Raw genomic sequence first — 25540 nt, 5'->3', positions numbered from 1 at the left:
TACATTGTTCAGTTTTCAGGGAACACATTCTTTGTTTTCACCGCTACTGCATCGCAGCGGCGACAGCTTTTATATATTAACACATCATCTTGCAATGTGTCAATATATTTTTTTTGTTAATTTTTGTCGCCATATCAGCGACTTTTATATATTAACACGCCTATCCTGCCGTGTCAATATCTTTTTGATAATCATGCCTATTAGTGCTGTAACCATTGCCAATTAGCATATCCGGGACTTATCGTAGCATAGTTTAGACCACTTTGTCAATTATTATTCATATAATTTAGAAAAAACAAACTAAACGAAAAGGAGCAGACTACGCCTGCCCCTTGGCTATTTAAATAATATACTACTTCTTAACTACCAGTTCAAGCGCAACCGGAATAGAAGCCGGAACATTTTCATTGGCAATAATCTTTTTAGCAGTTTCAATACTGATTCTACCCATATCTTTAGGCTTCTGGGCCACAGTTGCAGCTAAAGCGCCTTCATTCACAGCTTTAACAGCGATCAGCGGTGGCGTCAAAGCCAACTGCCATTATGTTGGTACGTTTAGCAGCCTTAATGGCTTCGAGAGCACCAAGAGCCATCTCGTCATTATGGGCGAATACGGCGTTTATTTCCGGATTGGCCTGAAGGATGTTCTCCATAACCTTCATGCCTTTAGCCCGGTCAAAATCGGCCGGCTGTTTAGCAACCACCGCAATACCGGTTGCGGTTTTAATGGCTTCGTTAAAGCCTTTACCACGGTCATTGGCAGCCGAGGTGCCGGGAATACCTTCAAGTTCCACGACTTTACCTTTACCGCCCAGTTTGTCAACAATAAGCTGGCCGGCCATTTTACCGCCGGCAACATTGTCGGAAGCAATAGCGCTGATAACTTTACCGCCAGCAGCACCACGGTCAACGGTAATTACCGGAATGTTAGCCTTGTTGGCGGCTTCAATAGCCGGAACAATAGCCTTGGAGTCAACAGGATTAACAATAATAACACTTACTTTTTGTTGAATAAGATTTTCAATATTAGCCAACTGTTTGGAAGCATCATTTTGCGCATCCATAAAACAACAAGCAGTTGACGGATAATGCTAAAAAGATGCTCAGTTTCGCGACCGGTAAGGGCAGCGGTAGGTTCGTCCATAATGAGTATTTTGATTTCATAGGACAACGCTTTTGCTATCTCGACCATCTGCTGCTCACCAATACTGAGTTCAGATACTGTGGCATCCGGAGAAATATCCGAACCTAACTGCAGCAAAACCTTAGCTGCCTGGACACGCATGGATTTCCAGTCAACAAACCCCAAAGCGTGTAATGGTTCGCGGCCTAAAAAAATATTTTCCATGACAGTAAGTTCCGGTACAAGATTAAGTTCCTGGTGAATAATCCCGATACCCAGCTCTTGAGCATGCCGGGGCCCGGTTATTTCAATTGCCTGGCCATCAAGTGTTATTTCACCGGCATTAAGGAAAAAATCTACTTTTTTCAGGGCTTTAACGCCAGGAAACTCTTTAGTTATGCCCCGCATCTCAAGTAGAGCTTTATTAATCACGCCAACCTCCTAAAATGTTACGCCTGATTTTAAAATTATATTAGCATAAGGTGTACACTCGCCGGTGCGGACAATCGCTACCGCCTGGCTGGTTAGGGCTTTAAACTCCTCATGGCTGACCATGGCTACCGGAACATATTCCAGCGCCGCTTTAACACCTTCATAAATTTGCGGACTAACCTCGGCAGTTTCGCCGGCAACAATGGCGCTTTCCACCTGAAGCTCACTCAATATGACCTCAAGGGTAGGTAAAAATCCGGGAATTCCCGGCGTAAGCGCCAGGTCTATGCGGCGCACCCCAGCAGGTATGGGTAAACCGGCATCAGCTATGACTAACATATCACCATGCCCCATCCCGGCAATTATTTCACTAAGCGGTTGGTTAAGCGTCCCTATTTTTTTCATTTGGTACATTCCTCCTGTGTACCGATCAATTCATCGACTTCTTGCCGCCACGGCAACGCCGGCTGAGCGCCCCGCCTTGTTACCGATATCCCGGCAGCAACGGCGGCAAATTTTAAACCGGCTTTAAGTGATTGCCCCTCGGCGAGGGCAGCAGCCAGCGCGCCGGTATAGGCGTCGCCGGCTGCGGTTGTATCAACTGCGTCAACACGAATAGGCGGTACATGATATATCTCCTGATTAGTAATGCACATAGCTCCTTGGCCGCCCAAAGTAACGACTACAGCTTTAACACCTAGGGCAAGCAAGCGCTTGCCTGCGACTACGGCATCATCCGGCGAGTTAATCTTGCTGCCGGTAAGTACCGCAGCTTCAGTTTCATTTGGAGTAATAATGTCTACCAGTGCCAGCGTTGACTCCGGCACCTGACGGGCAGGCGCAGGATTTAGAATTACCGTCCAGCCAGCCGCTTTAGCAGCCTTAATGGCATATTCGACAGTAATTGACGGCACTTCATGCTGTACCAGCAAAATGCCCGGCTGGCTAAAGCTACTAAGCGCTTTGTCAACATCTTGTTTATTGCAGTGCGCGTTTGCTCCTGGCACTACTACAATGGTATTGGCCCCTGACGCTCCAACGGTAATAAGCGCCGTACCGGTAGATATATCGACTTGGCGGACAAGCGCGGTATTAACACTGTTTGCAGCCAAGCTGTTTAAAAGTTGCTGGGCAAAAGCATCCTGCCCGATACAACCAACCATAGTTACTTTGGCCCCCAGTTTGCCGGCGGCCACCGCCTGATTGGCTCCCTTACCACCGGCAAAAGTAGCAAAATCCTTGCCAAATACTGTCTCACCGACTGCAGGCAGCCTGTCTGCCGTAGCTACTAAATCCATATTGAGGCTGCCAACAACTAAAACTGGCTTAGATTGAACTGACACCATCATGACCCTCCCTACCGCCGGAAGAATTGCGCACAATCAATTCCGGTTTGAACTTTTCTTCGCAAGCACTGGCTCTTACACCGCTGATTTGATCAAGCAGCATAGCTACAGCCGCCATTCCCATCTCATAGACAGGTTGGCGCACAGTAGTCAGTGCGGGTTTATACCAGCCGGCCATTCTTATGTCATCATAGCCAACTACCGCCACATCATCAGGTATATTGATCCCCTGTTCAGTTAAGGCCTCGATGGCCCCAATGGCCATCATGTCATTAGCGGCAAATATGGCGTCGAACGGCTCACGGCTTTCCATGAGCGCCACCGCCGCCCTATAACCACTGTCAAACGAGTAATTGCCGGTAATCATAAGCCGCCCGTTAACAACCACCCCATAGCGACTGTGGGTATCAAGGAAACCGCGTCGCCGGTCAATGGCCGATGACGAACGTGCCGGGCCACCAATAAAGGCAATTCTTTTTCGCCCCTGTTCAAACAGATGCTCAACAGCCAAAATTCCCCCCTGATAATTGTCACAAACAACGGCGCTCAACTCGGCGGCCGCGCGTCTGTCCAGCGCAACAACAGGTATCGGCAAACTCGCTAATAACCCTAAACTGTCATCACAGTCAACTCCGCCGGTAAACAAAATACCGTCCACTTGTTTACTGAATAAAAACCGTATATAACGTTCTTCCTCTTCAAGCTTGCCGTCAGTATTACATAAAATAACGGCATACCCTTGCTGCCGGGCAGCGTCTTCTACACCTCTGACCAATGCCGGAAAAAATGGATTTTCAATATCGGGAATAATTAACCCGATACTGCGCGATTCCCGCACTTTAAGTGCCCTGGCTACATCATTGGGACGGTACCCAAGTTCAACTACAGCCGCCGCAACCCGGGCAGCCAGTTCTTCCGATACCCCGGCGCTGCCGTTTAGAATCCTGGATACGGTAGCAATGGACACGCCAGCCGCCCGGGCAACATCTTTGATTGTTACATTCGTTACAATTTTTTTCCGGTGCTTCACTTTTAATCTCCTGCTAAATTCTATGCCATTTTTAATAAGTTTTGTATTGTTATCGTAGACTTATCATGTTGTAAACGTTTTCGTAAACGTTTACTAGTATGTTACTACACAATTTTAAAAAATCCTGCTATAGTTTGCAAAAAATTTGTACGATTACAACAAAGAAAAAAGCAGCCCTACAGGGGCTGCCTCAGTAGTATAGTTACTACAACAAATTACTATTTATTTAAGAATCGCGCCGGTGTTAGCTGATGTCACTAGTTTTGCATACCGGGCAAGATAGCCTGTAGCTACTTTGGGAGCAGGCTTAACCCAGGCATCTTTCCGCTTAGCCAATTCCTCCGGGCTTACCTTTACTTCAAGCTTGCGACCGGGAATATCGATATTAATAATATCACCGTCTTCCAGCAGCGCAATCGGACCGCCTTCCATGGCCTCCGGCGAAATGTGGCCGATACACGCTCCCTGGGTAGCACCGCTAAAACGGCCGTCGGTTAAAAGAGCCACCTTTAATCCCATACCGACAATGACTGCTGTCGGATTAAGCATTTCTTTCATACCTGGGCCGCCTTTGGGACCTTCATAACGGATAACAACAACATCGCCATCCTTGATTTTCTTGCCAATAATCGCTTCGATCGCTTCTTCTTCCGAGTTAAATACACGGGCGGTCCCTTCAAAGGTAAGCATGTCCTCTTTTACAGCGCTTTCTTTAACGACTGCGCCATCTGGAGCCAAATTACCGTTTAGGATGGCGACCCCCCCCTTGTTACGGTACGGCTCTTCAACAGTCTTAATTACATCCGGACGCAAAATCGCCGCATTTTTCAACCTGTCGCCAACAGTGCCGTTTACTGTTAACGCATCGGTATGAATGCCACCGAGCTTGGACAGTTCTTTCATTACTGCCGGGATGCCGCCGGCTTCGTTAAGGTCTTGAATATGATGGCTGCCCCCCGGACTTAGCTTTGTAATATAGGGAGTTCTGGCACTAATTTCATCAAATAATGACAGCGGCAGCTCAATGCCAGCCTCATTGGCAATAGCCGTTAAATGCAATACTGTATTTGATGAACCGCCAATACCCATGTCAACAGTTATAGCGTTTTCAAAAGCCTTGATTGTCATGATATCCCGTGCTTTAACATCCCGCTTGACTAAGTCAACAATAAGTTCCCCGGCTTGCTTGGCCATCATGCGGCGGGCGCCAAAATAAGCAGCCGGAATTGTTCCATTCCCAGGCAATGCCATACCCAACGCCTCAGCCATACAGTTCATGGTGTTGGCGGTAAACATGCCGGCGCACGAGCCGCAACCCGGACAAGCGGATTTTTCCATTTGGTCCAGTTGACCGGCTGTAATTTTGCCAGCCTCATACATTCCGGCGGCTTCAAACATGGTGCTGACACTAATATCCCGCCCCTGATAACGTCCGGCAAGCATTGGACCACCGCTGACTACAATGCAGGGAATATTGACACGGGCAGCTGCCATGAGCATACCGGGGACAATTTTGTCGCAGTTGGGGATTAGGACTAAACCGTCAAAACTGTGACCGGTTGCCACAGCTTCAATGGAGTCGGCAATAAGTTCCCGGCTGGCCAACGGATATTTCATACCGTCATGCCCCATAGCAATACCGTCGCAAATGCCAATCGCCGGAAACTCGACCGGCATACCCCCGCCTGCTGCCACCCCAAGTTTAACGGCATCAGCAATATCTTTCAAATGCATGTGACCCGGAATAATTTCATTGAACGCGTTAACAACACCGATCATGGGCTTTTCCAACTCTTTGGGAGTATAGCCCATCGCATAGAACAGTGACCGGTGCGCCGCGCGTGTTGATCCCTTTTTTACAATATCGCTCTTTAATGCCATAAAATTAATTCTCCCCTCATCCAAATCATTTTTATTACTACGTTTTTTGAAACTTATCAAACCTATGTTTATACAAACGTTTGATGTCCTGCCTTCATACTGAAAGAATACTTAGAGTCAGGAAATACGCCTCTGTATTATCCAGCAAAGACAATTATCCATGTATTGGCAATCAGCAGTTAACATTTATGTTATTATTCAACACAATTAGCCTAAATCCTTCCCTTATCTATAAAGTATCCATTGTTTACTATGACGGTTAATAAAAAACATCCTATTCAAGATTCGCTGCCTTAGAAAGCCTTCACCTTTTTTTATTTTTATTTTTTTTGGGAGGCTTTTGTTTATTGACTTTGCCAGGCAACGGCCATGCTACTTTACGCCGGGGAATAGGTGTTTTTCGCTCGGCTGGCGGCAGTTCGTCCCGCCGCGCGCCCATATATACCTCAGCCAATGGATATAACGTCTCACACCGGCCAGGGTTTATTTCAAAATCAAGCTGAACGGTAGCGGCAATTTCGCTATTGGCAAACTGAGCTATGGCCAATTCATTTGGTGTAGGCAGCATATCAATTTCATGATCAGTCTTGTTATAGATAGCAAGCAAGATTGTTAAAGCACTAACAATAAGTTCCCTGAGATCATGTGCTGTCAGGAGGTTATACTGATGAGCAAATGCCACTGCTTGCCGCAGATACTCAGCGGCCGTCTCAAGGTAACCACAGTCAGCCAAAATGCGTCCCAAAGAAAACATTGATTCTACCTGGCCCGCATCCCTGGCCAGGGCTTGCTCATAAGCCGTAACTGCTAGTTCAGGACGCTTGCCTTTGTAGTAAATATTTCCCAGGCGGTTCCAAAGATAAGCATTCTCCGGATTTTTACCCAACTTTTCCAAAAAATAATCTTCGGCATCACTGCCCCACCGCGGTGTAAAGTCGTTGTCGATAAGCACTTGCCCCAATACAATATCAGAAGATGCCTCTGTTTCAATAGTTTGCTTTATTACTGCAGCTGCTAGCTTCCCTGCAAGCATTGTTTGAATGGTTGGTGATAAATTCCAATCGCCAGCAGCATTACAATGTTTGCAGCGAAAATAGCCTACTGCTTGAAATTTGTCTGTTGCTCTTGTTCCCTCACCGGTAATTACGGGAATTGCCAGTGTACCCAGGTCATAGTCGCCGTTCTTGCCGCACTTCCCGCAAGTTAAGCGAAAAATATTCTCAGCAAACTCACTGTTTAGCTCTTTTATATGTTTATACACAAGTTTGGGGTATTTGCCTGGCAGCATGGCAACAGTCGGCCGCGGCGACACACTGGCTATGTCCTGGCCGGAAGCCATACTGATAAGTAAAGGGTTGATACCATGTTTTTGATATTTTTCCATTACCATATCATCCTTCACATTAATAATTACTTCGTTCCTGAGCACCATAACCTGCAAAAAACCCCACCCGCAAATAATGGGTGGGGTTATGGTTTATATTCTTATTATATGCCAGGAATTACTAGCATGTCAATTGTCTATACAAATTCTTATCTCTATAGTATCCAATAAAGATTTACGGGCGTGTTGTTAGTATAAGCGTAAGTCAAACGCCAGTAGTGGAGCGTTACTAACAACACGCCTATAAAAAAATCTCTATTGGATTTCATATCATAAAAACTTTAAAGGATATTATATTTTTGCAACTTCTGGTAAAAACCAGACCGGTGAATCCCCAGCATCCTGGCCGCTTTACTTTTGTTACCGCCCGCAGCTTCCAAAGCCCGGAAAATAGCCTGTTTTTCCGCATCTCCTTTTATTTCGGCCAAATCCGGTTCCTTTCCCCCCGCGTCTTTAGCCTGCTCAATATCACGGCTCTTGCCTTTATGCATTTTTTTAAGCATGGGTGGCAACACTTCGGGAATGATGACTGTGTCATCCTCCATTAGATTTACTGCTCGCTCTAATATATTCTCAAGTTCCCGGACATTTCCCGGCCAGTTATATTCCATTAGTAACGCCATTGCCTCAGGCGAAACCCCTTCTACCCAATGCTCAATCTGCTTGTTGATTTTTTTTAACAACATATCACATAGCTCTGGTATATCTTCCAGCCGGTCCCTTAGTGGAGGTATATTAAGGGTAAAAATATTTAGACGGTAATATAGGTCCTGACGAAATTGGTTTTGCTCGATCATTTTTTCAAGGTCACGGTTGGTTGCGGCAATAACCCGGATATCAAGCTTAGTGGTCTTGGTCCCTCCCACCCGCTCCAACTCCCGTTCCTGCAATACCCGGAGCAGCTTAACCTGCATGGCTAATGACATTTCACCGATTTCATCCAGAAAGATGGTTCCTCCGTTGGCAAGTTCAAATTTTCCCGGCTTGCCTCCCTTGCGGGCGCCGGTAAATGCCCCTTCTTCATAACCAAACAGTTCTGATTCCAAAAGATTTTCCGGCACTGCCGCACAGTTAACCTTTATAAACGGGCCTTGCCGCCGGCGGCTGGCATTATGGATGGCGTGCGCGAATAATTCTTTGCCGGTACCGCTTTCACCAAGAATCAGTACTGTAGAGGTTCCTTTGGCCGCTTTAGCTGCCAAATTTCTCAAATATGCCATTTTTTCACTATTGCCAATGATATTGGCAATAGTATATTTGCCGCCATACATCTTGCATAACTCTTCTTTATAAAATTCCAGTTCTGACTCCAGCTTATTAATTCTTCCGGCCAAACATTTTAAATCCTTGACATCTTTAAATACCACGTTGCCAACAGCTCCGACAATTTCGCCGTCTTCAATAATCGGTATCCGGGTAACCACACAAGTATTGTCCCCGATTTTTTGGATATCTGTCACCTCGGCCTTACCGCCTTGAGCAACAAGATGCATCCTTGTATTAGAAATTACCTCTGCCACATGTTTACCGACGACCTCTTGGGGATCAACGTTCAAAAATTCGCTGTAGGCTTTGTTCAACATAGTAATGGTCCCTTGCTTATCAACTACCACAATGCCTTCATTCAAACTCTCCAGAATGGATTCCAAGGTACTTTTCAGCCGTTTTACGTCTTCCAGTTCGGTAATTACCTCAGTAAGTTCAGTGATATCCTGAAACACTGCCACAGCTCCCACAACTTGACCGTCTTTAATGATGGGGGTACGATTTGTCAATATTGCACAATTCCCTATATCTTGCCGTTGGTTGAGTTCGGATACTCCGGTTTCCAATACCCGTAGCAGCCCGGTGTTAGGAATGACATCATCTACCATTTTTCCAAGCACAGCTTCGGCAGCTAATCCGGAAATAAATTCGGCGGCTGCGTTAAACAACGTAATATAACCGTAAGAATCAACAACAACAACACCATTACAGACCGAATCAAGCACGACTTTCATTTCTGCTATCCCGGTCGAGGAGAACGCTTCCGGCAAACTATTTAAATCGCGTTTATGCATCCATCAGACCTCCTGCACAGCTACTACATAATATAATATTTGATATTAGAATCAAAATAACCTTTTCAAATTTTATGTCTTTTATAACCAGTATAACCAGTAAAGCAAAAAGGTACAAAGCAAATGTGGACTTGAGTCCTTTTAAGGCTTCGTACCTGTCACACCCACTTTATGCAATTTTCCCTTTATATTATCTAAGCAACTGGTCAGGTACATCATCAATATACCTGACCAGTTGCTTAAATAATAATATCTGCTGTCAGAGCCTTATAAGCGCATGGCCCTCCTACGCTACCAGGAGGGCCGTACATTTTTTTACCTACTTACTTACAAAGTGCAAGCACCGTCTACACTAAGTACCGTACCATTAATGAATTTAGCATCATCGGAAGCCAGGAACGCAAAGGCAGCAGCAATTTCCTCCGGTTCTCCCAACCGGCCGGCAGGAACTTTTACTAGTATTTTTTCCTGTAATACTTGCTCGGGTATTTTCTTCACCATGTCAGTGGCAACAAACCCGGGAGCAACACAATTAAAACGCAGCCCGGTTTTGGCCATTTCCTTGACCCAGGATTTGGTCATGCCGATAACCCCCCATTTGCTGGCCGCATAGTTGGTTTGCCCCAAATTCCCATATAATCCAACAACTGATGATGTAGTAAGCACTACGCCGGATTTTTGCTCCAGCATATGAGGCAACACAGCCGAGGTGCAGTTGAATACGCCGGTCAAATTTACGCTGATTACGGCATCCCAGGCATCCTTGGTCATTTTTTTCATCATTGCGTCTTTAGTTATGCCGGCATTATTAATGAGAACATCAATTTTGCCAAAAGTTTCGATGGTCTTGTCCACCATGGCTTGGACATTTTCCTGGTTAGTAACATTTACCTTAAGGTAAACAGACTGAGCGCCTCTTGCTTTTATCTCTTCTACAGCGGCTGCGCCGTCGGCATAATCGGCTACAACAACATGCGCCCCTTCTTCAGCAAACCTTAACGCCGTGGCTTTACCAATACCACTGGCTGCTCCTGTGATAATTACAACTTTGTCTTTTAATCCTCTCATTTTTCACGCCTCCTAAATGTTATTTTTTTCCTTGCTCTCGCCTAAGAATTCAGTAAGCATTATTTTGAACCTAAGAAGGAGTTTCCCCCGTCGTTTCACAGATTGAGTAAAGCAATTATCGTGCCAATAAGAATTTATTCTATATATATAGTATCCAATAAAGATGTACAGGCGTGTTGTTAGTATAAGCGTAAGTCAAGCGCCAGCGGTGGAGCGTTACTAACAACACGCCTAGAAAAAAATCTTTATTGGATTTCATATATATCGAAAATTTAACTTATATAAACCTATACGCGGTTATCGCACTGTTCTTTGGGATTTTTTTAAAAACAGCCATTGTATACAGAAAACCGGCAAAAACAATCACTTGTATCTATTTCTGCACACAGTGTCTATTTTTTTATACACTGTATATCTTTCGCTGCCGGGGGGGATCCTATATTAACTAACAGAAAATAGTGATATAACTATATATTCATTACTTTGTAACTGTTGGCACAATACTTGCTTGTACATGTAAGTGAGATGCCGAAAATACAGAAAGGAGGGCACACTCTGCCTGTTTATTCTATTCCTGCTCAGCATACCAATATATCATTTTAGGAGGTAGTTTAAAAATCATGGAAGTAATTGGCATTCTTCTTAGTTTATTTTTATTAATGTTTTTTGCCTACAGGGGCTTTTCGGTTATTTTGTTTGCCCCGGTATTTGCCCTGCTTGCCGCCTCGCTGTCCGGCTTCTCCCTGATGCCGGCATACACCGAGTTATTTATGGCAAAAGCTGTTACCTATATCAAGTCATTTTTTCCGATATTCCTGCTTGGCGCCGTATTCGGAAAAATCATGGAAGACACCGGTCTTGCCAAAGGCATTGCCCATACCATCATTAAAAGCCTTGGCAAGGAGCGGGCCATCCTGTCGGTGGTATTAGCCGGCTGTGTACTGACTTATGGCGGAGTAAGTTTATTTGTTGTTGTTTTTGCCGTTTATCCCTTCGCATCCGCTTTATTTAAAGAAGCAGACATTCCCAAAAGATTGCTTCCTGGCACCATTGCTTTAGGCGCATTTACGGCTACTATGGACAGCATTCCCGGTACTCCTCAGATCCAGAACTTAATTCCCACTAACTTCTTCGGTACCAATATCTACGCCGCTCCTGTCCTTGGCCTGCTTGGCGGTCTAGGTATTTTGACTTTGGGCATTCTCTGGCTGGAAAGACGCCGGAAAGCTGCGGCAGCAGCCGGCGAAGGATATGGCAACCATACTCTAAACGAGCCCGAAATCAAACATGATGCCAAGCTTCCTTCGTGGCAAGTGGCTATACTGCCACTCTTAGCTGTACTGGTAGTCAATTTTCTTATGACTCGCGTATTCCCCTGGAACCCGGCCATGCTGGACCCGTTCAAAGCCATGAAACTGCCGCTTACTGCCCCGGCAGTTAATAATGTAATCAGTATCTGGTCCCTCATTATCGCCCTTATTAGCGGCATTGTCCTGGCAATAGCTCTTGGCTACAGAAATCTCGGCTCTACCAATGCTCTGGCAAAGTCCTTAAACGCCGGCGCCATTGGCTCACTGTTAGCAATCATGAACACGGCATCCGAGGTTGGTTATGGTAACATAATTGCCGCCCTACCTGGTTTTAAATCGATTTCTGCCGCTCTGATGAGCATCAAAGTCGGCGGGTCACCGCTGGTATCTGAAGCAGTGACGGTTAATATTCTTGCCGGTATCACCGGCTCAGCTTCCGGTGGTATGTCCATCGCTCTTGACTTGATGGCCAAAGATTGGATGGCCTGGGCCAATTCTATCGGCATGTCGCCAGAAATCCTGCACCGGGTAGCTTCCATGGCTTCCGGCGGTATGGATACCCTCCCCCACAATGGCGCAGTTATTACCCTGCTTGCAGTTTGTGGTCTCACACACAAAGACTCCTATGGCGATATCTTTGTCATGACATCCATCAAAACACTAATGGTATTTGTTGTCATAACACTTCACTCCATTACCGGCATACTATAAATACGGCGCATCATTAACCAGACGCAAGAACCCTGTGCCTAAACTGGTACAGGGTTCTTCGATGCCGGATATTCATTAAAGATGATAAGCCGATAATAACTGATGATCCTGACATCTCCGTTTAACCAATATTGTATAAAATACTAGACACATGTGTTCAAAACCATACACACATATGTGTTTCTCTAAAAAATTAACTGTTTCTCCAGTCTGTAAAATCAAGCCGACATTGTGCCATAGTTCATGTCCTAAAAAGAACAAGATGCACTACGTTATTGTTGGCATAATCCTTGCATTAATAGCAAAATAAAGATATTCTATTAAGGAGAGTGGCATAATGGCTAAAATAATTACAGCTCAAGAAGCCGCCAAATTGGTGCGAGATGGCGCTACTGTCGCTACCAGTGGTTTTGTTGGTAATGGTCATCCTGAAGCGCTTACCGCTGCTATGGAAGAAAGATACAATAATGAAAATGCTCCACGAAATTTGACACTGATCTACGGCGCCGGTCAAGGTGATGGCAAAGACCGCGGCCTCAACCATCTAGGAATAGAAGGAATGGTTAAACGGGCCATTGGCGGTCACTGGAATCTGGCGCCGAAACTGGGCAAATTGGCTGTTGAAAATAAAATTGAAGCATACAATTTCCCCCAAGGCACCCTAACTCATTGGTTCCGCAATGTAGCTGGCCGCAAACCTGGTGTCATTACCAAGGTAGGCCTGAACACCTTCGTTGACCCCAGGGTTGAAGGCGGCAAGATTAATGACGTAACTAAAGAAGATCTGGTAGAAGTCATTGAACTTGGTGGTGAAGAGTGGCTATGGTACAAGCCCTTCCCGGTAGATGTAGCCTTTGTTCGCGGCACCAGCGCCGACGAACGGGGCAATATCACCATTGAACACGAAGCCGTCTCACTGGAGATTTTGTCTATCGCCCAAGCGGCAAAAAATTCTGGCGGTATTGTCATCGCCCAGGTGGAACGTATTGTAGCCAACGGCAGTTTAAACCCCATGGCTGTAAAAATTCCCGGCATTATTGTTGATTATCTGGTAGTAGCTGATGACCCAAGCAAACACATGCAGACCTTTGCCGAGCAGTACAACCCCGCTTATTCCGGTGAAATCCGCGTTCCGCTGTCAGCCATTCCGCCCATGCCGTTGGACGAGCGAAAGGTAATCGCCCGCCGGGCGGCTCTGGAGTTAATCCCCAATGCCAAAGTCAATCTGGGTATTGGTGTGCCTGAGGGTGTGGCCATGGTAGCCAATGAAGAAGGTATCGGCGACATGATGACCCTGACTGTCGAAGCAGGTCCGGTAGGCGGCATCCCGGCCGGAGGCCAGAGTTTCGGCGCAGCCATAAATGCCGAAGCCATTCTCGACCAGCCTTATCAATTCGATTTCTATGACGGCGGCGGACTCGACCTTGCCTTTTTAGGTTTGGCTGAAACAGATAAGTACGGCAATATCAATGTCAGCAAATTCAAAGGACGGGTAGCAGGCTGCGGCGGTTTTATCAATATAACGCAAAACGCCAAACAAGTTATCTTCTGCGGCACCTTTACCGCCGGCGGCCTGAAAGTAAAAGTCGCCGAAGGCAAGCTCACCATCCTCAATGAAGGTAAGGCTAAAAAGTTTTTACAGCACGTTGAACAAATTACCTTTAGCGGCAAGTATGCACAAAGTGTCAATCAACCGGTCAAATATATCACCGAGCGGGCGGTATTTGAACTGACTCCTGAGGGTATGATGCTTACAGAAATCGCGCCAGGCGTTGATCTTCAGAAGGATATTCTTGCCCTCATGGACTTTGAACCCATTGTCTCTCCGGACCTAAAAATAATGGATGCGCGCATCTTCAAAAATGGACTAATGAGCCTAAAAAAGTAAAAACTATCGCTATGGATTGCTTTTTTATCTAGCAAAATTGATGATTCGAATCTAATATTAGATCAAGGACGGTGTTTTCCCAGTGAAAGAAGTAGTAATTGTCAGCGCAGTACGTACGGCTATTGGTAATTTTAACGGTTCCTTGGCATCTGTCCCGGCAACTGAACTTGGCGCTTTGGTTATTAATGCCGCAGCGGAAAGGGCCGGAATAAAAAAAGAAGCTGTTGACGAAGTAATTTTTGGCAATGTATTGCAAGCCGGGTTAGGGCAAAATCCCGCCCGTCAGGCCGCCATTAAAGCCGGTATTCCGGTCGAAGTCCCTTCCTACACCGTCAACAAGGTCTGCGGGTCCGGCCTAAAAACTGTTAATCTGGCTGCCCAAGCTATAATGACCGGTGATGCTGACATTGTTGTAGCCGGTGGTATGGAAAGTATGACCCAAGCCCCCTACCTTCTGGACAGCAAAGCTCGCTGGGGCTATCGCATGGGCCACTCCAAAGTAACCGATGTTATGATTCATGACGGCCTGTGGTGTGCGTTCAACGACTATCATATGGGAATTACTGCCGAAAATGTTGCTGCCAAATATGGCATCACCCGGGAAGACCAGGACCAGTTGGCTTTCGAATCCCAGGATAAAGCTATTAAGGCAATTGAAAGCGGCGCCTTCAAACAGGAAATTGTCCCGGTAACCATTAAAGGAAGAAAAGGCGACACCATCTTTGATACTGACGAATATCCCAGAGCCGGTACAACAGCCCAAGCTCTGTGCGGCTTAAAACCAGCCTTCAAAAAAGATGGCTCCGTTACCGCCGGCAATGCCTCGGGAATCAATGACGGCGCCGCCGCGCTGGTGGTCATGTCTGCTGACAAAGCCAAAGAACTCGGAATTAAACCCTTGGCCCGCATTCGCTCCTTTGCTTCCGGCGGTGTAGACCCGTCCATCATGGGTATGGGCCCGGTACCTGCGACCCGCAAGGCACTGGCCAAAGCCGGCCTGACCGTAGCCGACCTTGACCTTATTGAAGCCAACGAAGCCTTTGCCGCTCAGTTCCTGGCTGTCGGCAAAGAATTGGGCTTTGCTAAGGAAAAACTCAATGTTAATGGCGGCGCAATTGCCCTTGGCCATCCTATCGGTGCCAGTGGGGCGCGCATTCTGGTTACACTGCTTCATGCCATGGAAGCCAGGGATGCCAAACTCGGCCTGGCAACCTTGTGTATTGGCGGCGGCCAGGGCGTTGCTACCATTGTTGAACGCATCTAACCCTATATACAAATAACCAGTTACCCGGCATTCACTCCAGCCTAATAGCGCCAGTAGATATTTCATCATCTATTGGCGCTATTACCGGATTGGAATCGTGATATTTTTCACCGGCTGAATTAGCCAACTTCTTTCGCCTGGCGACGAAGTTGACAAATAAATTATTTAAGGGGGTTTTTTCTTTATGTTGTTTGAACTTAATGAAGAACAAAAAATGATGCAAAAACTGGTGCGGGAGTTTGCCGAAAAAACTGTAGCTCCTACTGTAGCGGAACGGGACGAACATGCAGTATTCTCCCGGGAGATTTTTGACGCTATGGGAGAAATGGGCTTTACCGGTATCTGCTTTCCGGAGCAATATGGCGGCGCCGGCGGCGATGTCCTTAGCTACATCCTGGCTGTAGAAGAACTGTCCAAAGTTGACGATGGTATTGGCATAACTTTATCAGCCACCGTTTCTTTGTGCGCTTGGCCTATCTACGCCTATGGTACAGAAGAACAAAAACAAAAATTCCTGGTACCGCTGCTGGAAGGCACAAAAATGGGCGCCTTTGGCTTGACCGAACCCAACGCCGGTACTGATGCTGCCGCTCAGCAGACAGTAGCCGTTCTTGATGGCGACCATTATATAATCAATGGCAGCAAAATCTTCATTACCAATGCCGGCGAAGCCGAGACTTATGTTATTTTTGCCATGACTGACAAAGCCAAAGGAGCCAGAGGTATTTCGGCGTTTATCCTGGAAAAAGGCACTCCTGGGTTCACCTTCGGTAAAAAGGAACACAAAATGGGAATACATACATCCCAGACTATGGAATTGGTCTTCCAAGACGTAAAAGTACCAAAAGAAAACCTTCTCGGCAAAGAAGGCGACGGCTTCAAAATTGCCATGTCGACCCTGGACGGCGGTCGTATCGGCGTTGCCGCTCAGGCTCTCGGCATTGCCCAAGCCGCTCTCGACCATGCCGTTAAATACTCCAAAGAGCGGGTACAATTCGGTAAACCTATTGCCAGTAACCAGGCCATTGCCTTCATGCTGGCAGATATGGCTACCAAGGTTGAAGCCGCCCGTCTCATGGTTTATCGTGCCGCATACCTCAAAGAAAAAGGCCTGCCATACTCCAAAGAAGCGGCCATGGCCAAAATGTATGCCTCTGACGTCGCTATGGCTGTCACTACCGACGCGGTACAAATTTTCGGTGGTTACGGCTACAGTCGTGAGTATCCGGTTGAACGCCTGATGCGTAATGCCAAAATTACTCAAATCTATGAAGGCACTAACCAAGTTCAGCGTATGGTTGTTTCCAGCGCCATTTTGCGCTAAAAGTTTCACAGTTATAAGAGCAATAGGAGGACTCGCTTATGGAAATAGTTGTCTGTGTCAAGCAAGTGCCTGACACCACTGAAGTAAAAATTGATCCGGTGACCAATACTCTCATCAGGCAGGGCGTTCCCAGTATTGTTAACCCATTTGACAAAAATGCGGTAGAAGCAGCCCTGCAATTAAAAGAAAAACACGGCGGCAAAGTCACCGTCATCTCAATGGGACCGCCGCAAGCCAAAGATGCTCTCAAAGAATGTCTGGCTATGGGCGCAGATGAGGCCATTCTCTTAAGCGACCGGGCTTTTGGCGGCGCTGACACCCTTGCCACCAGCCACACTTTAGCTGCCGGTATTAAAAAACTGGGAAAAGTGGATATTATCCTTTGTGGTAAGCAGGCTATTGATGGTGATACCGCTCAGGTAGGCCCGGAAATTGCCGAACACCTGGATATCGCCCAAGTAACCTATGTGGCGAAAATTGATGTGGAAGGCGATAAGCTGCGCATTGAACGGGAGCAAGAAGAAGGCTACGAAATTATTGAAGTCTCCATGCCAGTCGTCTTGACGGTCGTAAAATCTATCAATGAACCCCGTTATCCTACTGTTAAAGGGACTATGAAAGCAAACCGCAAGGAAATCCCGGTATGGACAGCCAATGATGTGCCTGTCGTAGCCGAAAAGATCGGGCTCAAAGGATCGCCTACCCAGGTACGCCGGATATTCACCCCCAAACAACGCACCCAGGGCGAAATTATCCAGGCTGATTCGGCCCGCGAGGCAGCTGCCCTGTTAATTCAAAAATTGTCTGATGCCAAGATTGTCTAGGGGGTTAAAGATATGGCTGTAAAAGTAATTAACGACCAATGTATCGGTTGCAGCGCCTGTGTGGGTACCTGTCCGTTCGGCGCTATTGTGGAAGATGGTAAAGCAGTAATTACCGAAACTTGTACCGCTTGCGGCGCTTGTGTGGATGTTTGTCCGGTAGGCGCTATCATCCGCGAAGCTGAAGAAAAAACAGTTGCTATTGATAAAAGCCAATATAAAGGTGTATGGGTTTATGTTGAACAAGTTGACGGACACATCCGCAGTGTCGCCCACGAGTTGATCGGCGAAGGCCGCAAATTGGCTGATGCCATGGGGCAAGAACTGGCCGGCGTGTTGATCGGTGACAACGTAGAAAACCTGGCAAAAGATATTTTTGCCAGTGGAGCCGACAAGGTTTACCTGGTAGAAGGTCAAGAATTCAAACATTACTCCACCGACGCTTATACTATTACCCTGACCGACCTGATCAATACCTACCATCCTTCGGTAATCCTGATGGGAGCAACTAATGATGGCCGCGACCTTGGCCCCCGGGTAGCCTGCCGGGTTGGTACCGGACTTACTGCTGACTGCACCAACCTGGGCATTGATGAAGCTACCGGCCTTGTGGCCTGGACCCGTCCGGCTTTCGGCGGCAATATCATGGCCACCATTTTGTGCCCGGAGCATCGTCCCCAAATGGGCACCGTTCGTCCTAAAGTGTTCAAACGACCGGAGCAAGACTTCTCCCGCAGCGGCGAAATCATCCGCGTCAGCAGCAAAGTCAAACCTGAAGACATCCGTACCAAGCTGCTTGAAGTCATTAAAGTATGCACCGCTTCCTGCAATCTGGAAGAAGCAGAAATTATCGTCTCGGGTGGCCGCGGCATGTGCAAACCGGAAAACTTCACACTAATTGAAGAACTTGCCACTGTATTAGGCGGTGCCGTAGGCGCGTCCCGCGCAGCTGTTGACGCAGGCTGGAAGCCTGCTATTCATCAGGTCGGCCAGACCGGCAAAACCGTCGGACCCAAGATTTACTTTGCTTGTGGCATTTCCGGCGCAATTCAGCACTTGGCCGGTATGTCCTCCTCTGACATTGTTATTGCCATCAACAAGGATCCGGACGCCCCCATTTTCAAAGTGGCTGACTACGGCATTGTCGGCGACGTGCTTGAAGTTATTCCGGCATTAATTGAGGAATTTAAAAAGATCAAAACCGCCGGTTAATATAACAATAAGTAGTAACTTTACTCATCGAATAGGGGTGTTATTGTATGGTGCAAGACATAAAATTTGCCGATATTAAAGTTGGCGACAAAGCCAGCATGGCCAAGACCGTTACTGAGTATGACGTATATACCTTCGCCGGTCTAAGCGGTGACTTTAATCCGGTGCACATTAATTCCGAATTCGCCAAAACCACCATGTTCAAAGAGCGTATTGCCCACGGCATGCTGTCAGCCGGCTTTATTTCTGCTTTGCTTGGTACAGCCTTACCTGGCGCCAATACGATTTACCTCGCCCAGGAATTAGCCTTTAAAGCCCCTGTAAAAATTGGTGATACTGTCACTGCAACAGTAGAAGTTATAGAAAAAATCGAAGCCAAAAGCCGCTTGATATTTAAGACTACTGTTACTAACCAGAACGGTGTTGTGGTAATCGACGGTAAAGCAACCGTTATGAAGAAAGATTAATCTTGTTATAAATAGGCGTTGTTTCAAATGGAACAACGCCCATTTTTTAAACACATGTAACAAGGAGGATAATCAATCAACGATGAACATTGCAATCAACAAAGTATTAATTATCGGTGCTGGGCAAATGGGCAGTGGTATTGCCCAGGTCATGGCCCAAAGCGGCTTGGAGGTAATTCTGCGTGACATAAAAGAAGATTTTGTCCAAAAAGGTATTAAAACCATTGACAAAAATCTCGCTAAAGCGGTAGAAAAAGGCAAACTGTCTTCCGAAGAAAAGGACACCATCCTTGCCAGGATCTCTGGGGTTGTAGAACTTGATGCTGCAGCCTGCAACGTAGATCTGGTCATTGAAGCCGCCGTTGAAAATATGGACATTAAGCGCGATATCTTCCAGACGCTAGACCGCCTTTGCCCGGCTCATACCATCTTGGCAACTAACACTTCCTCCTTGCCAATCACCGCAGTTGCCGCGACGACCAAGCGCCCGGAAAAAGTGATTGGCATGCATTTCTTTAACCCCGCGCCAGTGATGAAACTGGTTGAGATCATCAATGGTCTGGCGACAAGTAAAGATACCTTCGCTGCTGTGCAAGAGTTAACAATTACGCTTGGCAAATCACCGGTAAAAATAGAAGATTTCCCCGGTTTTGTCGGTAACCGGATCATGATGCCCATGATTAATGAAGCTGTCTACACCCTAATGGAAGGTGTCGCCAGCGCTGAAGATATCGATACGGTAGCTAAGCTGGGATTCAATCATCCAATGGGGCCGTTAGCGTTATCAGACCTTATCGGTAACGATACGGTACTCTATATTATGGAAGTCCTGTTTGCCGGCTATGGTGACCCTAAATACCGCCCCTGCCCGCTGCTTAAAAAGATGGTTCAGGCCGGTTACCTTGGCCGTAAGACTGGTAAAGGCTTTTACGACTATAGCAAGTAAACCTATCGTGACCAAAAAAATTGCAGCTAGTCTCAGATAGAGGCTAACTGCAATTTTTTTCAAAGAATGCCAGGCAAGAATAGTATGCTTAGCGTTAATTCTATGATGGATAGAAAAACAAAAAAAGCACTCGTGACTATCATGAGTGCTGATTCGTATAGGTACATTCCCTGAAAACTTCACAGAAGATAAGCAGCGAACCAGGTTATCAGGAGCAATAGCAACGCTAGAACCTGTGTGAGTCGCTTAGTTACGAGCGTTAGCGAGTAACTTCCCTACTCCAGGCAAATATAAGTCAAGTCCTCGGCCGATTAGTACCAGTCAGCTCAATGGATTGCTCCACTTACACACCTGGCCTATCTACCTTATCATCTGTAAGGGGCCTTACTTCTTTCGAATGACAGACCTCATCTTAAGGCTGGTTTCACGCTTAGATGCTTTCAGCGTTTATCCTTTCCGGACGTAGCTACCCAGCTGTACTCCTGGCGGAATAACTGGTACACCATTGGTCCGTCCACTCCGGTCCTCTCGTACTAGGAGCAGTTCCCTTCAAGTCTCTTGCGCCCGCGATGGATAGGGACCGAACTGTCTCACGACGTTCTGAACCCAGCTCACGTACCACTTTAATGGGCGAACAGCCCAACCCTTGGGACCTACTTCAGCCCCAGGATGTGATGAGCCGACATCGAGGTGCCAAACCTCCCCGTCGATATGGACTCTTGGGAGAGATTAGCCTGTTATCCCCAGGGTAGCTTTTATCCGTTGAGCGATGGCCCTTCCACTCGGTACCACCGGATCACTAAGCCCGACTTTCGTCCCTGCTCGACTTGTCTGTCTCGCAGTCAAGCTCCCTTCTGCCTTTACACTCTTCGCGCGATTTCCATCCGCGCTGAGGGAACCTTTGGGCGCCTCCGTTACTCTTTCGGAGGCGACCGCCCCAGTCAAACTGCCCGCCTGACACTGTCCCGAGTCTCGTTACTCCTTCGGTTAGAACTCCAGTAAATCAAGGGTGGTATCCCAACATCGGCTCCACCAAGACTTGCGTCCTAGCTTCTCAGCCTCCCACCTATCCTGTACATCATTTACCAAAACTCAATGTCAGGTTGCAGTAAAGCTCCATGGGGTCTTTCTGTCCAGTCGCGGGTAACCTGCATCTTCACAGGTATTTCAATTTCACCGGGTCCCTCGTTGAGACAGTGCCCAAGTCGTTACACCTTTCGTGCGGGTCGGAACTTACCCGACAAGGAATTTCGCTACCTTAGGACCGTTATAGTTACGGCCGCCGTTTACCGGGGCTTCAATTCAAACCTTCGATTGCTCTAAGCTCTCCTCTTAACCTTCCGGCACCGGGCAGGTGTCAGCACCTATACGTCAGCTTTCGCTTTAGCAGGCACCTGTGTTTGTGGTAAACAGTCGCTTGGGCCTCTTTTTTGCAACCTCTTTATGCTTCCACCGTTTCAAGTGTACACATCCGAGGCTCCCCTTTTCCCGAAGTTACGGGGACATTTTGCCGAGTTCCTTAACGAGGGTTCTCCCGCGCACCTTAGGATTCTCTCCCCGCCTACCTGTGTCGGTTTACGGTACGGGCACCTATCATCTCGCTAGAAGCTTTTCTTGACAGTGTGGGATCAATGAATTCGCCGTTATTTCTAACAGCTTTCCGTTACTCCTCAGGTTCCAGCTTGGCGGATTTGCCTACCAAGCACCCTACAAGCTTAGACGCGAATTTCCATCCTCGCGCTCATCTACCCTGCTGTGTCACTTCATCACTCAAACGACTCTAGGTGGTACTGGATTTTTAACCAGTTGTCCATCGCCTACGCATCTACGCCTCGGCTTAGGTCCCGACTGACTCTGAGCGGACGATCCTTCCTCAGAAACCCTTAGGCTTTCGGTGGACAAGATTCTCACTTGTCTTTTCGCTACTCATACCGGCATTCTCACTTCTATACAGTCCACAACTCCTTACGGTATTGCTTCAATCCATATAGAACGCTCCCCTACCCATGTCGTTAGACATGCCATAGCTTCGGTTCCGTACTTTAGCCCCGGTCATCTTCGGCGCACAATCTCTCGACCAGTGAGCTATTACGCACTCTTTGAATGGTGGCTGCTTCTAAGCCAACATCCTGGTTGTTTCGGAAATTGCACATCCTTTGCCACTTAGTACGGCATTCGGGACCTTAGCTGATGGTCTGGGCTGTTTCCCTCTTGACCACGGATCTTATCACTCGTAGTCTGACTCCCAAGTTTTGAGTACAGCCATTCGCAGTTTGACAAGGTTCAGTAACCTAAACGGCCCCTAGCCCTATCAGTGCTCTACCGTCTGTACTTACCTCTTGAGGCTAGCCCTAAAGCTATTTCGGGGAGAACCAGCTATCTCCGCGTTCGATTGGCATTTCACCCCTATCCACAACTCATCCCAAAGCTTTTCAACGCTCACGGGTTCGGGCCTCCACGCATTTTTACCTGCGCTTCACCCTGGTCATGGATAGATCACTGCGGTTTCGGGTCTACAATAACTAACTTTTCGCCCTCTTGAGACTCGCTTTCGCTTCGGCTCCGTGTTTTCCACTTAACCTCGCTAGTTACTGTAACTCGCCGGTTCATTCTTCAATAGGCACGCCGTCGACCTTTTAACGGTCTTCGACTGCTTGTAGACATACGGTTTCAGGTTCTCTTTCACTCCCCTCCCGGGGTGCTTTTCACCTTTCCCTCACGGTACTATGCGCTATCGGTCGCCAAGGAGTATTTTGCCTTGGAGGGTGGTCCCCCCTGCTTCCCACAGGGTTCCTCGTGTCCCGTGGTACTCTGGATTCCAGCCGTTTCGCCTCTGTCTTTCGCCTACAGGGCTGTTACCTTCTGCGGCCTACCTTTCCAGGTAGTTCGACTAGACCTGGCTCAACTTCCGCCGGTCCTCAACCCCAAAGAGCAAAAGCTCTCTGGTTTGGGCTCTTCCCCGTTCGCTCGCCGCTACTTAGGGAATCTCGTTTGATTACTTTTCCTCCGGGTACTTAGATGTTTCAGTTCCCCTGGTGCCCTCCTAACCTAAGTTAGGCGACGGTGCATTATCACCGCCGGGTTCCCCCATTCGGATATTCATGGATCAGTGCCTGCTTGCGGCTCCCCATGACTTTTCGCAGCTTACCGCGTCCTTCGTCGGCTCTTGGCGCCTAGGCATCCGCCGTATGCCCTTACTAACTTGACTTAGTTACGACTGTTGATCGCGCATCATCTGCTTCGTTGGTCCTCGAAGTGTTTGCTTGCGTACACACTACGTACGCGGCGCTGCACACTTCTCCGGTCCGCCTTGCATCTGATACACGCTGAACAGTCTAAGCCGTTAATAAGCTTTTTCTAATAGCTTACGTTTTGCCTTTAGTATAAATCCTAATTGCGCGTAAAGAACTTCTCATATGTTACTATGAGGCATTACTTTACTTTTGCTTTCTTCTGTGCAGTTTTCAAGGAACATCAGGAATATCTATGTTATCATAGTCACTCGTGTATTTCAACAAGTAACTTCTGGTAACTAGCATTCCCTCAAAACCAAACAATGTAAGAGTTATCATCTGCCAAATGTACCGACCTGGAAGTAGTCCGAGTGTCACCTCGAACAGTTCTCCCTAGAAAGGAGGTGATCCAGCCGCACCTTCCGATACGGCTACCTTGTTACGACTTCACCCCAATCATCGGCCCCACCTTAGACGGCTGGCTCCTTACGGTTACCCCACCGGCTTCGGGTGTTTCCAACTTTCGTGGTGTGACGGGCGGTGTGTACAAGGCCCGGGAACGTATTCACCGCAGTATGCTGACCTGCGATTACTAGCGATTCCGACTTCACGGAGGCGGGTTGCAGCCTCCGATCCGAACTGAGAGCTCATTTGCGCGCTTTGCTTGACCTCGCGGTCTTGCCTCGCTTTGTTTAAGCCCATTGTAGTACGTGTGTAGCCCAGGACATAAGGGGCATGATGACTTGACGTCATCCCCGCCTTCCTCCGCATTCTCTGCGGCAGTCTCCCTTGAGTTCCCACCATAACGTGCTGGCAACAAAGGATAAGGGTTGCGCTCGTTGCGGGACTTAACCCAACATCTCACGACACGAGCTGACGACAGCCATGCACCACCTGTTTTCGCGTCTCCCGAAGGAGAGGGATCTATCTCTAGACCTTTCGCTCAATGTCAAGCCCTGGTAAGGTTCTTCGCGTTGCGTCGAATTAAACCACATACTCCACCGCTTGTGCGGGCCCCCGTCAATTCCTTTGAGTTTCAACCTTGCGGCCGTACTCCCCAGGCGGGATACTTATTGCGTTAACTCCGGCACAGAAGGGGTCGATACCTCCTACACCTAGTATCCATCGTTTACGGCCAGGACTACCGGGGTATCTAATCCCGTTCGCTCCCCTGGCTTTCGCGCCTCAGTGTCAGACACAGTCCAGAAAGCCGCCTTCGCCACTGGTGTTCCTCCCAATATCTACGCATTTCACCGCTACACTGGGAATTCCGCTTTCCTCTCCTGCACTCAAGATCTCCAGTTTCCTGCGCCTATACGGCGTTGAGCACCGCTCTTAGACTCAAGACTTAATGATCCACCTACGCGCCCTTTACGCCCAATAATTCCGGACAACGCTTGCCACCTACGTATTACCGCGGCTGCTGGCACGTAGTTAGCCGTGGCTTCCTCCTTTGGTACCGTCATTAGCTTGGATTATTCACCCAAACCACGTTCGTCCCAAACGACAGAGCTTTACAACCCGAAGGCCTTCTTCACTCACGCGGCGTTGCTCCGTCAGACTTTCGTCCATTGCGGAAGATTCCCCACTGCTGCCTCCCGTAGGAGTCTGGGCCGTGTCTCAGTCCCAGTGTGGCCGTTCATCCTCTCAGACCGGCTACTGATCGTCGCCTTGGTGAGCCGTTACCTCACCAACCAGCTAATCAGACGCAGACCCATCTCTAAACGGCAGCTTATAAATAGAGGCCACCTTTCTTATCCTCGCCATGCGGCCAGGATACCACATTCGGTATTAGCACCACTTTCGCGGTGTTGTCCCCAATTTAGAGGCAGGTTGTCTACGCGTTACTCACCCGTTCGCCACTATCTGCTGTCCAACACCGATGGCTCTTGTGTTGGCAAAAACTCTCGGTGTTGAACAGCAGACCGTTCGACTTGCATGTGTTAGGCACGCCGCCAGCGTTCGTCCTGAGCCAGGATCAAACTCTCCATGAAAAGCAGGCACACAGCGCTTTAGCGCTGATGTGATCGCTTTGTTCGC

18 protein-coding genes and 2 rRNA genes are annotated in these 25540 nt (G+C 47.8%); 8 read left to right on the top strand and 12 right to left on the bottom strand.

The window, feature by feature from the left end; translation table 11 throughout:
• Nucleotides 1–352: 352 nt before the first annotated feature.
• The 10 genes from SCACP_RS00390 to SCACP_RS00345 all read right to left on the bottom strand — a co-directional run bounded on the left by SCACP_RS00390 (nt 353) and on the right by SCACP_RS00345 (nt 10324).
• Nucleotides 353–529 (bottom strand): hypothetical protein, encoded by a 177-nt coding sequence (locus SCACP_RS00390; protein WP_425059484.1) that lies wholly within the window; start codon nt 527–529, stop codon nt 353–355.
• Entirely contained in the window at nt 504–1064 is a 561-nt protein-coding gene (locus SCACP_RS00385; RefSeq protein ID WP_425059483.1) for a substrate-binding domain-containing protein, read from the bottom strand. Before SCACP_RS00385 ends, SCACP_RS00390 begins: the two co-directional genes overlap by 26 nt.
• Complete coding sequence (locus SCACP_RS00380) at nt 998–1555, bottom strand: ATP-binding cassette domain-containing protein (protein ID WP_425059482.1); 558 nt, start codon at nt 1553–1555, stop codon at nt 998–1000. Before SCACP_RS00380 ends, SCACP_RS00385 begins: the two co-directional genes overlap by 67 nt.
• 9 nt (nt 1556–1564) lie before the next feature.
• A complete protein-coding gene (gene rbsD / locus SCACP_RS00375; RefSeq protein ID WP_425059481.1) occupies nt 1565–1960 on the bottom strand; it encodes a D-ribose pyranase in 396 nt (131 codons plus the stop codon).
• The gene (gene rbsK, locus SCACP_RS00370; RefSeq protein WP_425059480.1) at nt 1957–2904 is read right to left on the bottom strand and encodes a ribokinase; all 948 of its coding nucleotides are present in this window, start codon (nt 2902–2904) and stop codon (nt 1957–1959) included. The genes rbsD and rbsK overlap by 4 nt, the downstream gene beginning before the upstream one ends.
• On the bottom strand, nt 2882–3931 hold the full coding sequence (locus tag SCACP_RS00365) for a LacI family DNA-binding transcriptional regulator (protein ID WP_425059479.1): 1050 nt from the start codon (nt 3929–3931) through the stop codon (nt 2882–2884). The genes rbsK and SCACP_RS00365 overlap by 23 nt, the downstream gene beginning before the upstream one ends.
• Nucleotides 3932–4153: 222 nt before the next feature.
• Nucleotides 4154–5812, bottom strand: a complete 1659-nt coding sequence (gene ilvD, locus SCACP_RS00360; protein ID WP_425059478.1) for a dihydroxy-acid dehydratase — start codon at nt 5810–5812, stop codon at nt 4154–4156.
• Between the two features lie 304 nt (nt 5813–6116).
• Nucleotides 6117–7244, bottom strand: a complete 1128-nt coding sequence (locus SCACP_RS00355) for a tetratricopeptide repeat protein (RefSeq protein WP_425061287.1) — start codon at nt 7242–7244, stop codon at nt 6117–6119.
• Nucleotides 7245–7477: 233 nt separating this feature from the next.
• On the bottom strand, nt 7478–9256 hold the full coding sequence (locus tag SCACP_RS00350; RefSeq protein ID WP_425059477.1) for a sigma 54-interacting transcriptional regulator: 1779 nt from the start codon (nt 9254–9256) through the stop codon (nt 7478–7480).
• Nucleotides 9257–9583: 327 nt separating this feature from the next.
• Nucleotides 9584–10324 (bottom strand): beta-ketoacyl-ACP reductase, encoded by a 741-nt coding sequence (locus tag SCACP_RS00345; RefSeq protein WP_425059476.1) that lies wholly within the window; start codon nt 10322–10324, stop codon nt 9584–9586.
• Nucleotides 10325–10944: 620 nt separating this feature from the next.
• Between SCACP_RS00345 and SCACP_RS00340 the strand changes: the two genes are divergently transcribed.
• From SCACP_RS00340 to SCACP_RS00305, 8 genes are all read left to right on the top strand, one after another.
• Nucleotides 10945–12345 (top strand): GntP family permease, encoded by a 1401-nt coding sequence (locus tag SCACP_RS00340; protein WP_425059475.1) that lies wholly within the window; start codon nt 10945–10947, stop codon nt 12343–12345.
• Between the two features lie 337 nt (nt 12346–12682).
• A complete protein-coding gene (locus SCACP_RS00335; protein WP_425059474.1) occupies nt 12683–14233 on the top strand; it encodes an acyl CoA:acetate/3-ketoacid CoA transferase in 1551 nt (516 codons plus the stop codon).
• Nucleotides 14234–14315: 82 nt separating this feature from the next.
• Nucleotides 14316–15497 carry an acetyl-CoA C-acetyltransferase gene (locus SCACP_RS00330; protein ID WP_425059473.1) on the top strand — a complete coding sequence of 394 codons (1182 nt, stop codon included), beginning with the start codon at nt 14316–14318 and terminating at the stop codon, nt 15495–15497.
• A gap of 184 nt (nt 15498–15681) precedes the next feature.
• Complete coding sequence (locus SCACP_RS00325; RefSeq protein ID WP_425059472.1) at nt 15682–16821, top strand: acyl-CoA dehydrogenase; 1140 nt, start codon at nt 15682–15684, stop codon at nt 16819–16821.
• A 38-nt stretch (nt 16822–16859) separates the two neighbouring features.
• The gene (locus SCACP_RS00320; RefSeq protein ID WP_425059471.1) at nt 16860–17645 is read left to right on the top strand and encodes an electron transfer flavoprotein subunit beta/FixA family protein; all 786 of its coding nucleotides are present in this window, start codon (nt 16860–16862) and stop codon (nt 17643–17645) included.
• Nucleotides 17646–17657: 12 nt separating this feature from the next.
• Nucleotides 17658–18854: an FAD-binding protein gene (locus SCACP_RS00315; protein WP_425059470.1), complete on the top strand. Its 1197-nt coding sequence runs from the start codon at nt 17658–17660 to the stop codon at nt 18852–18854.
• A gap of 47 nt (nt 18855–18901) precedes the next feature.
• Entirely contained in the window at nt 18902–19321 is a 420-nt protein-coding gene (locus SCACP_RS00310) for a MaoC family dehydratase (protein ID WP_425059469.1), read from the top strand.
• Nucleotides 19322–19409: 88 nt separating this feature from the next.
• Nucleotides 19410–20267 (top strand): 3-hydroxybutyryl-CoA dehydrogenase, encoded by an 858-nt coding sequence (locus SCACP_RS00305; RefSeq protein WP_425061286.1) that lies wholly within the window; start codon nt 19410–19412, stop codon nt 20265–20267.
• Nucleotides 20268–20558: 291 nt separating this feature from the next.
• Here SCACP_RS00305 and SCACP_RS00300 read toward each other — a convergent pair.
• Nucleotides 20559–23475 (bottom strand): 23S ribosomal RNA (locus SCACP_RS00300).
• 422 nt (nt 23476–23897) lie between these two features.
• Nucleotides 23898–25494: ribosomal RNA gene (locus SCACP_RS00295) — 16S ribosomal RNA — on the bottom strand.
• The 16S and 23S rRNA genes sit together here, the layout of an rRNA operon.
• Between the last annotated feature and the right edge of the window lie 46 nt (nt 25495–25540).

The organism is Sporomusaceae bacterium ACPt (assembly GCA_041428575.1).
Taxonomy (GTDB): domain Bacteria; phylum Bacillota; class Negativicutes; order Sporomusales; family Sporomusaceae; genus Sporomusa_D; species Sporomusa_D carbonis.
This window is presented reverse-complemented; position numbering and strand designations above follow the sequence as displayed.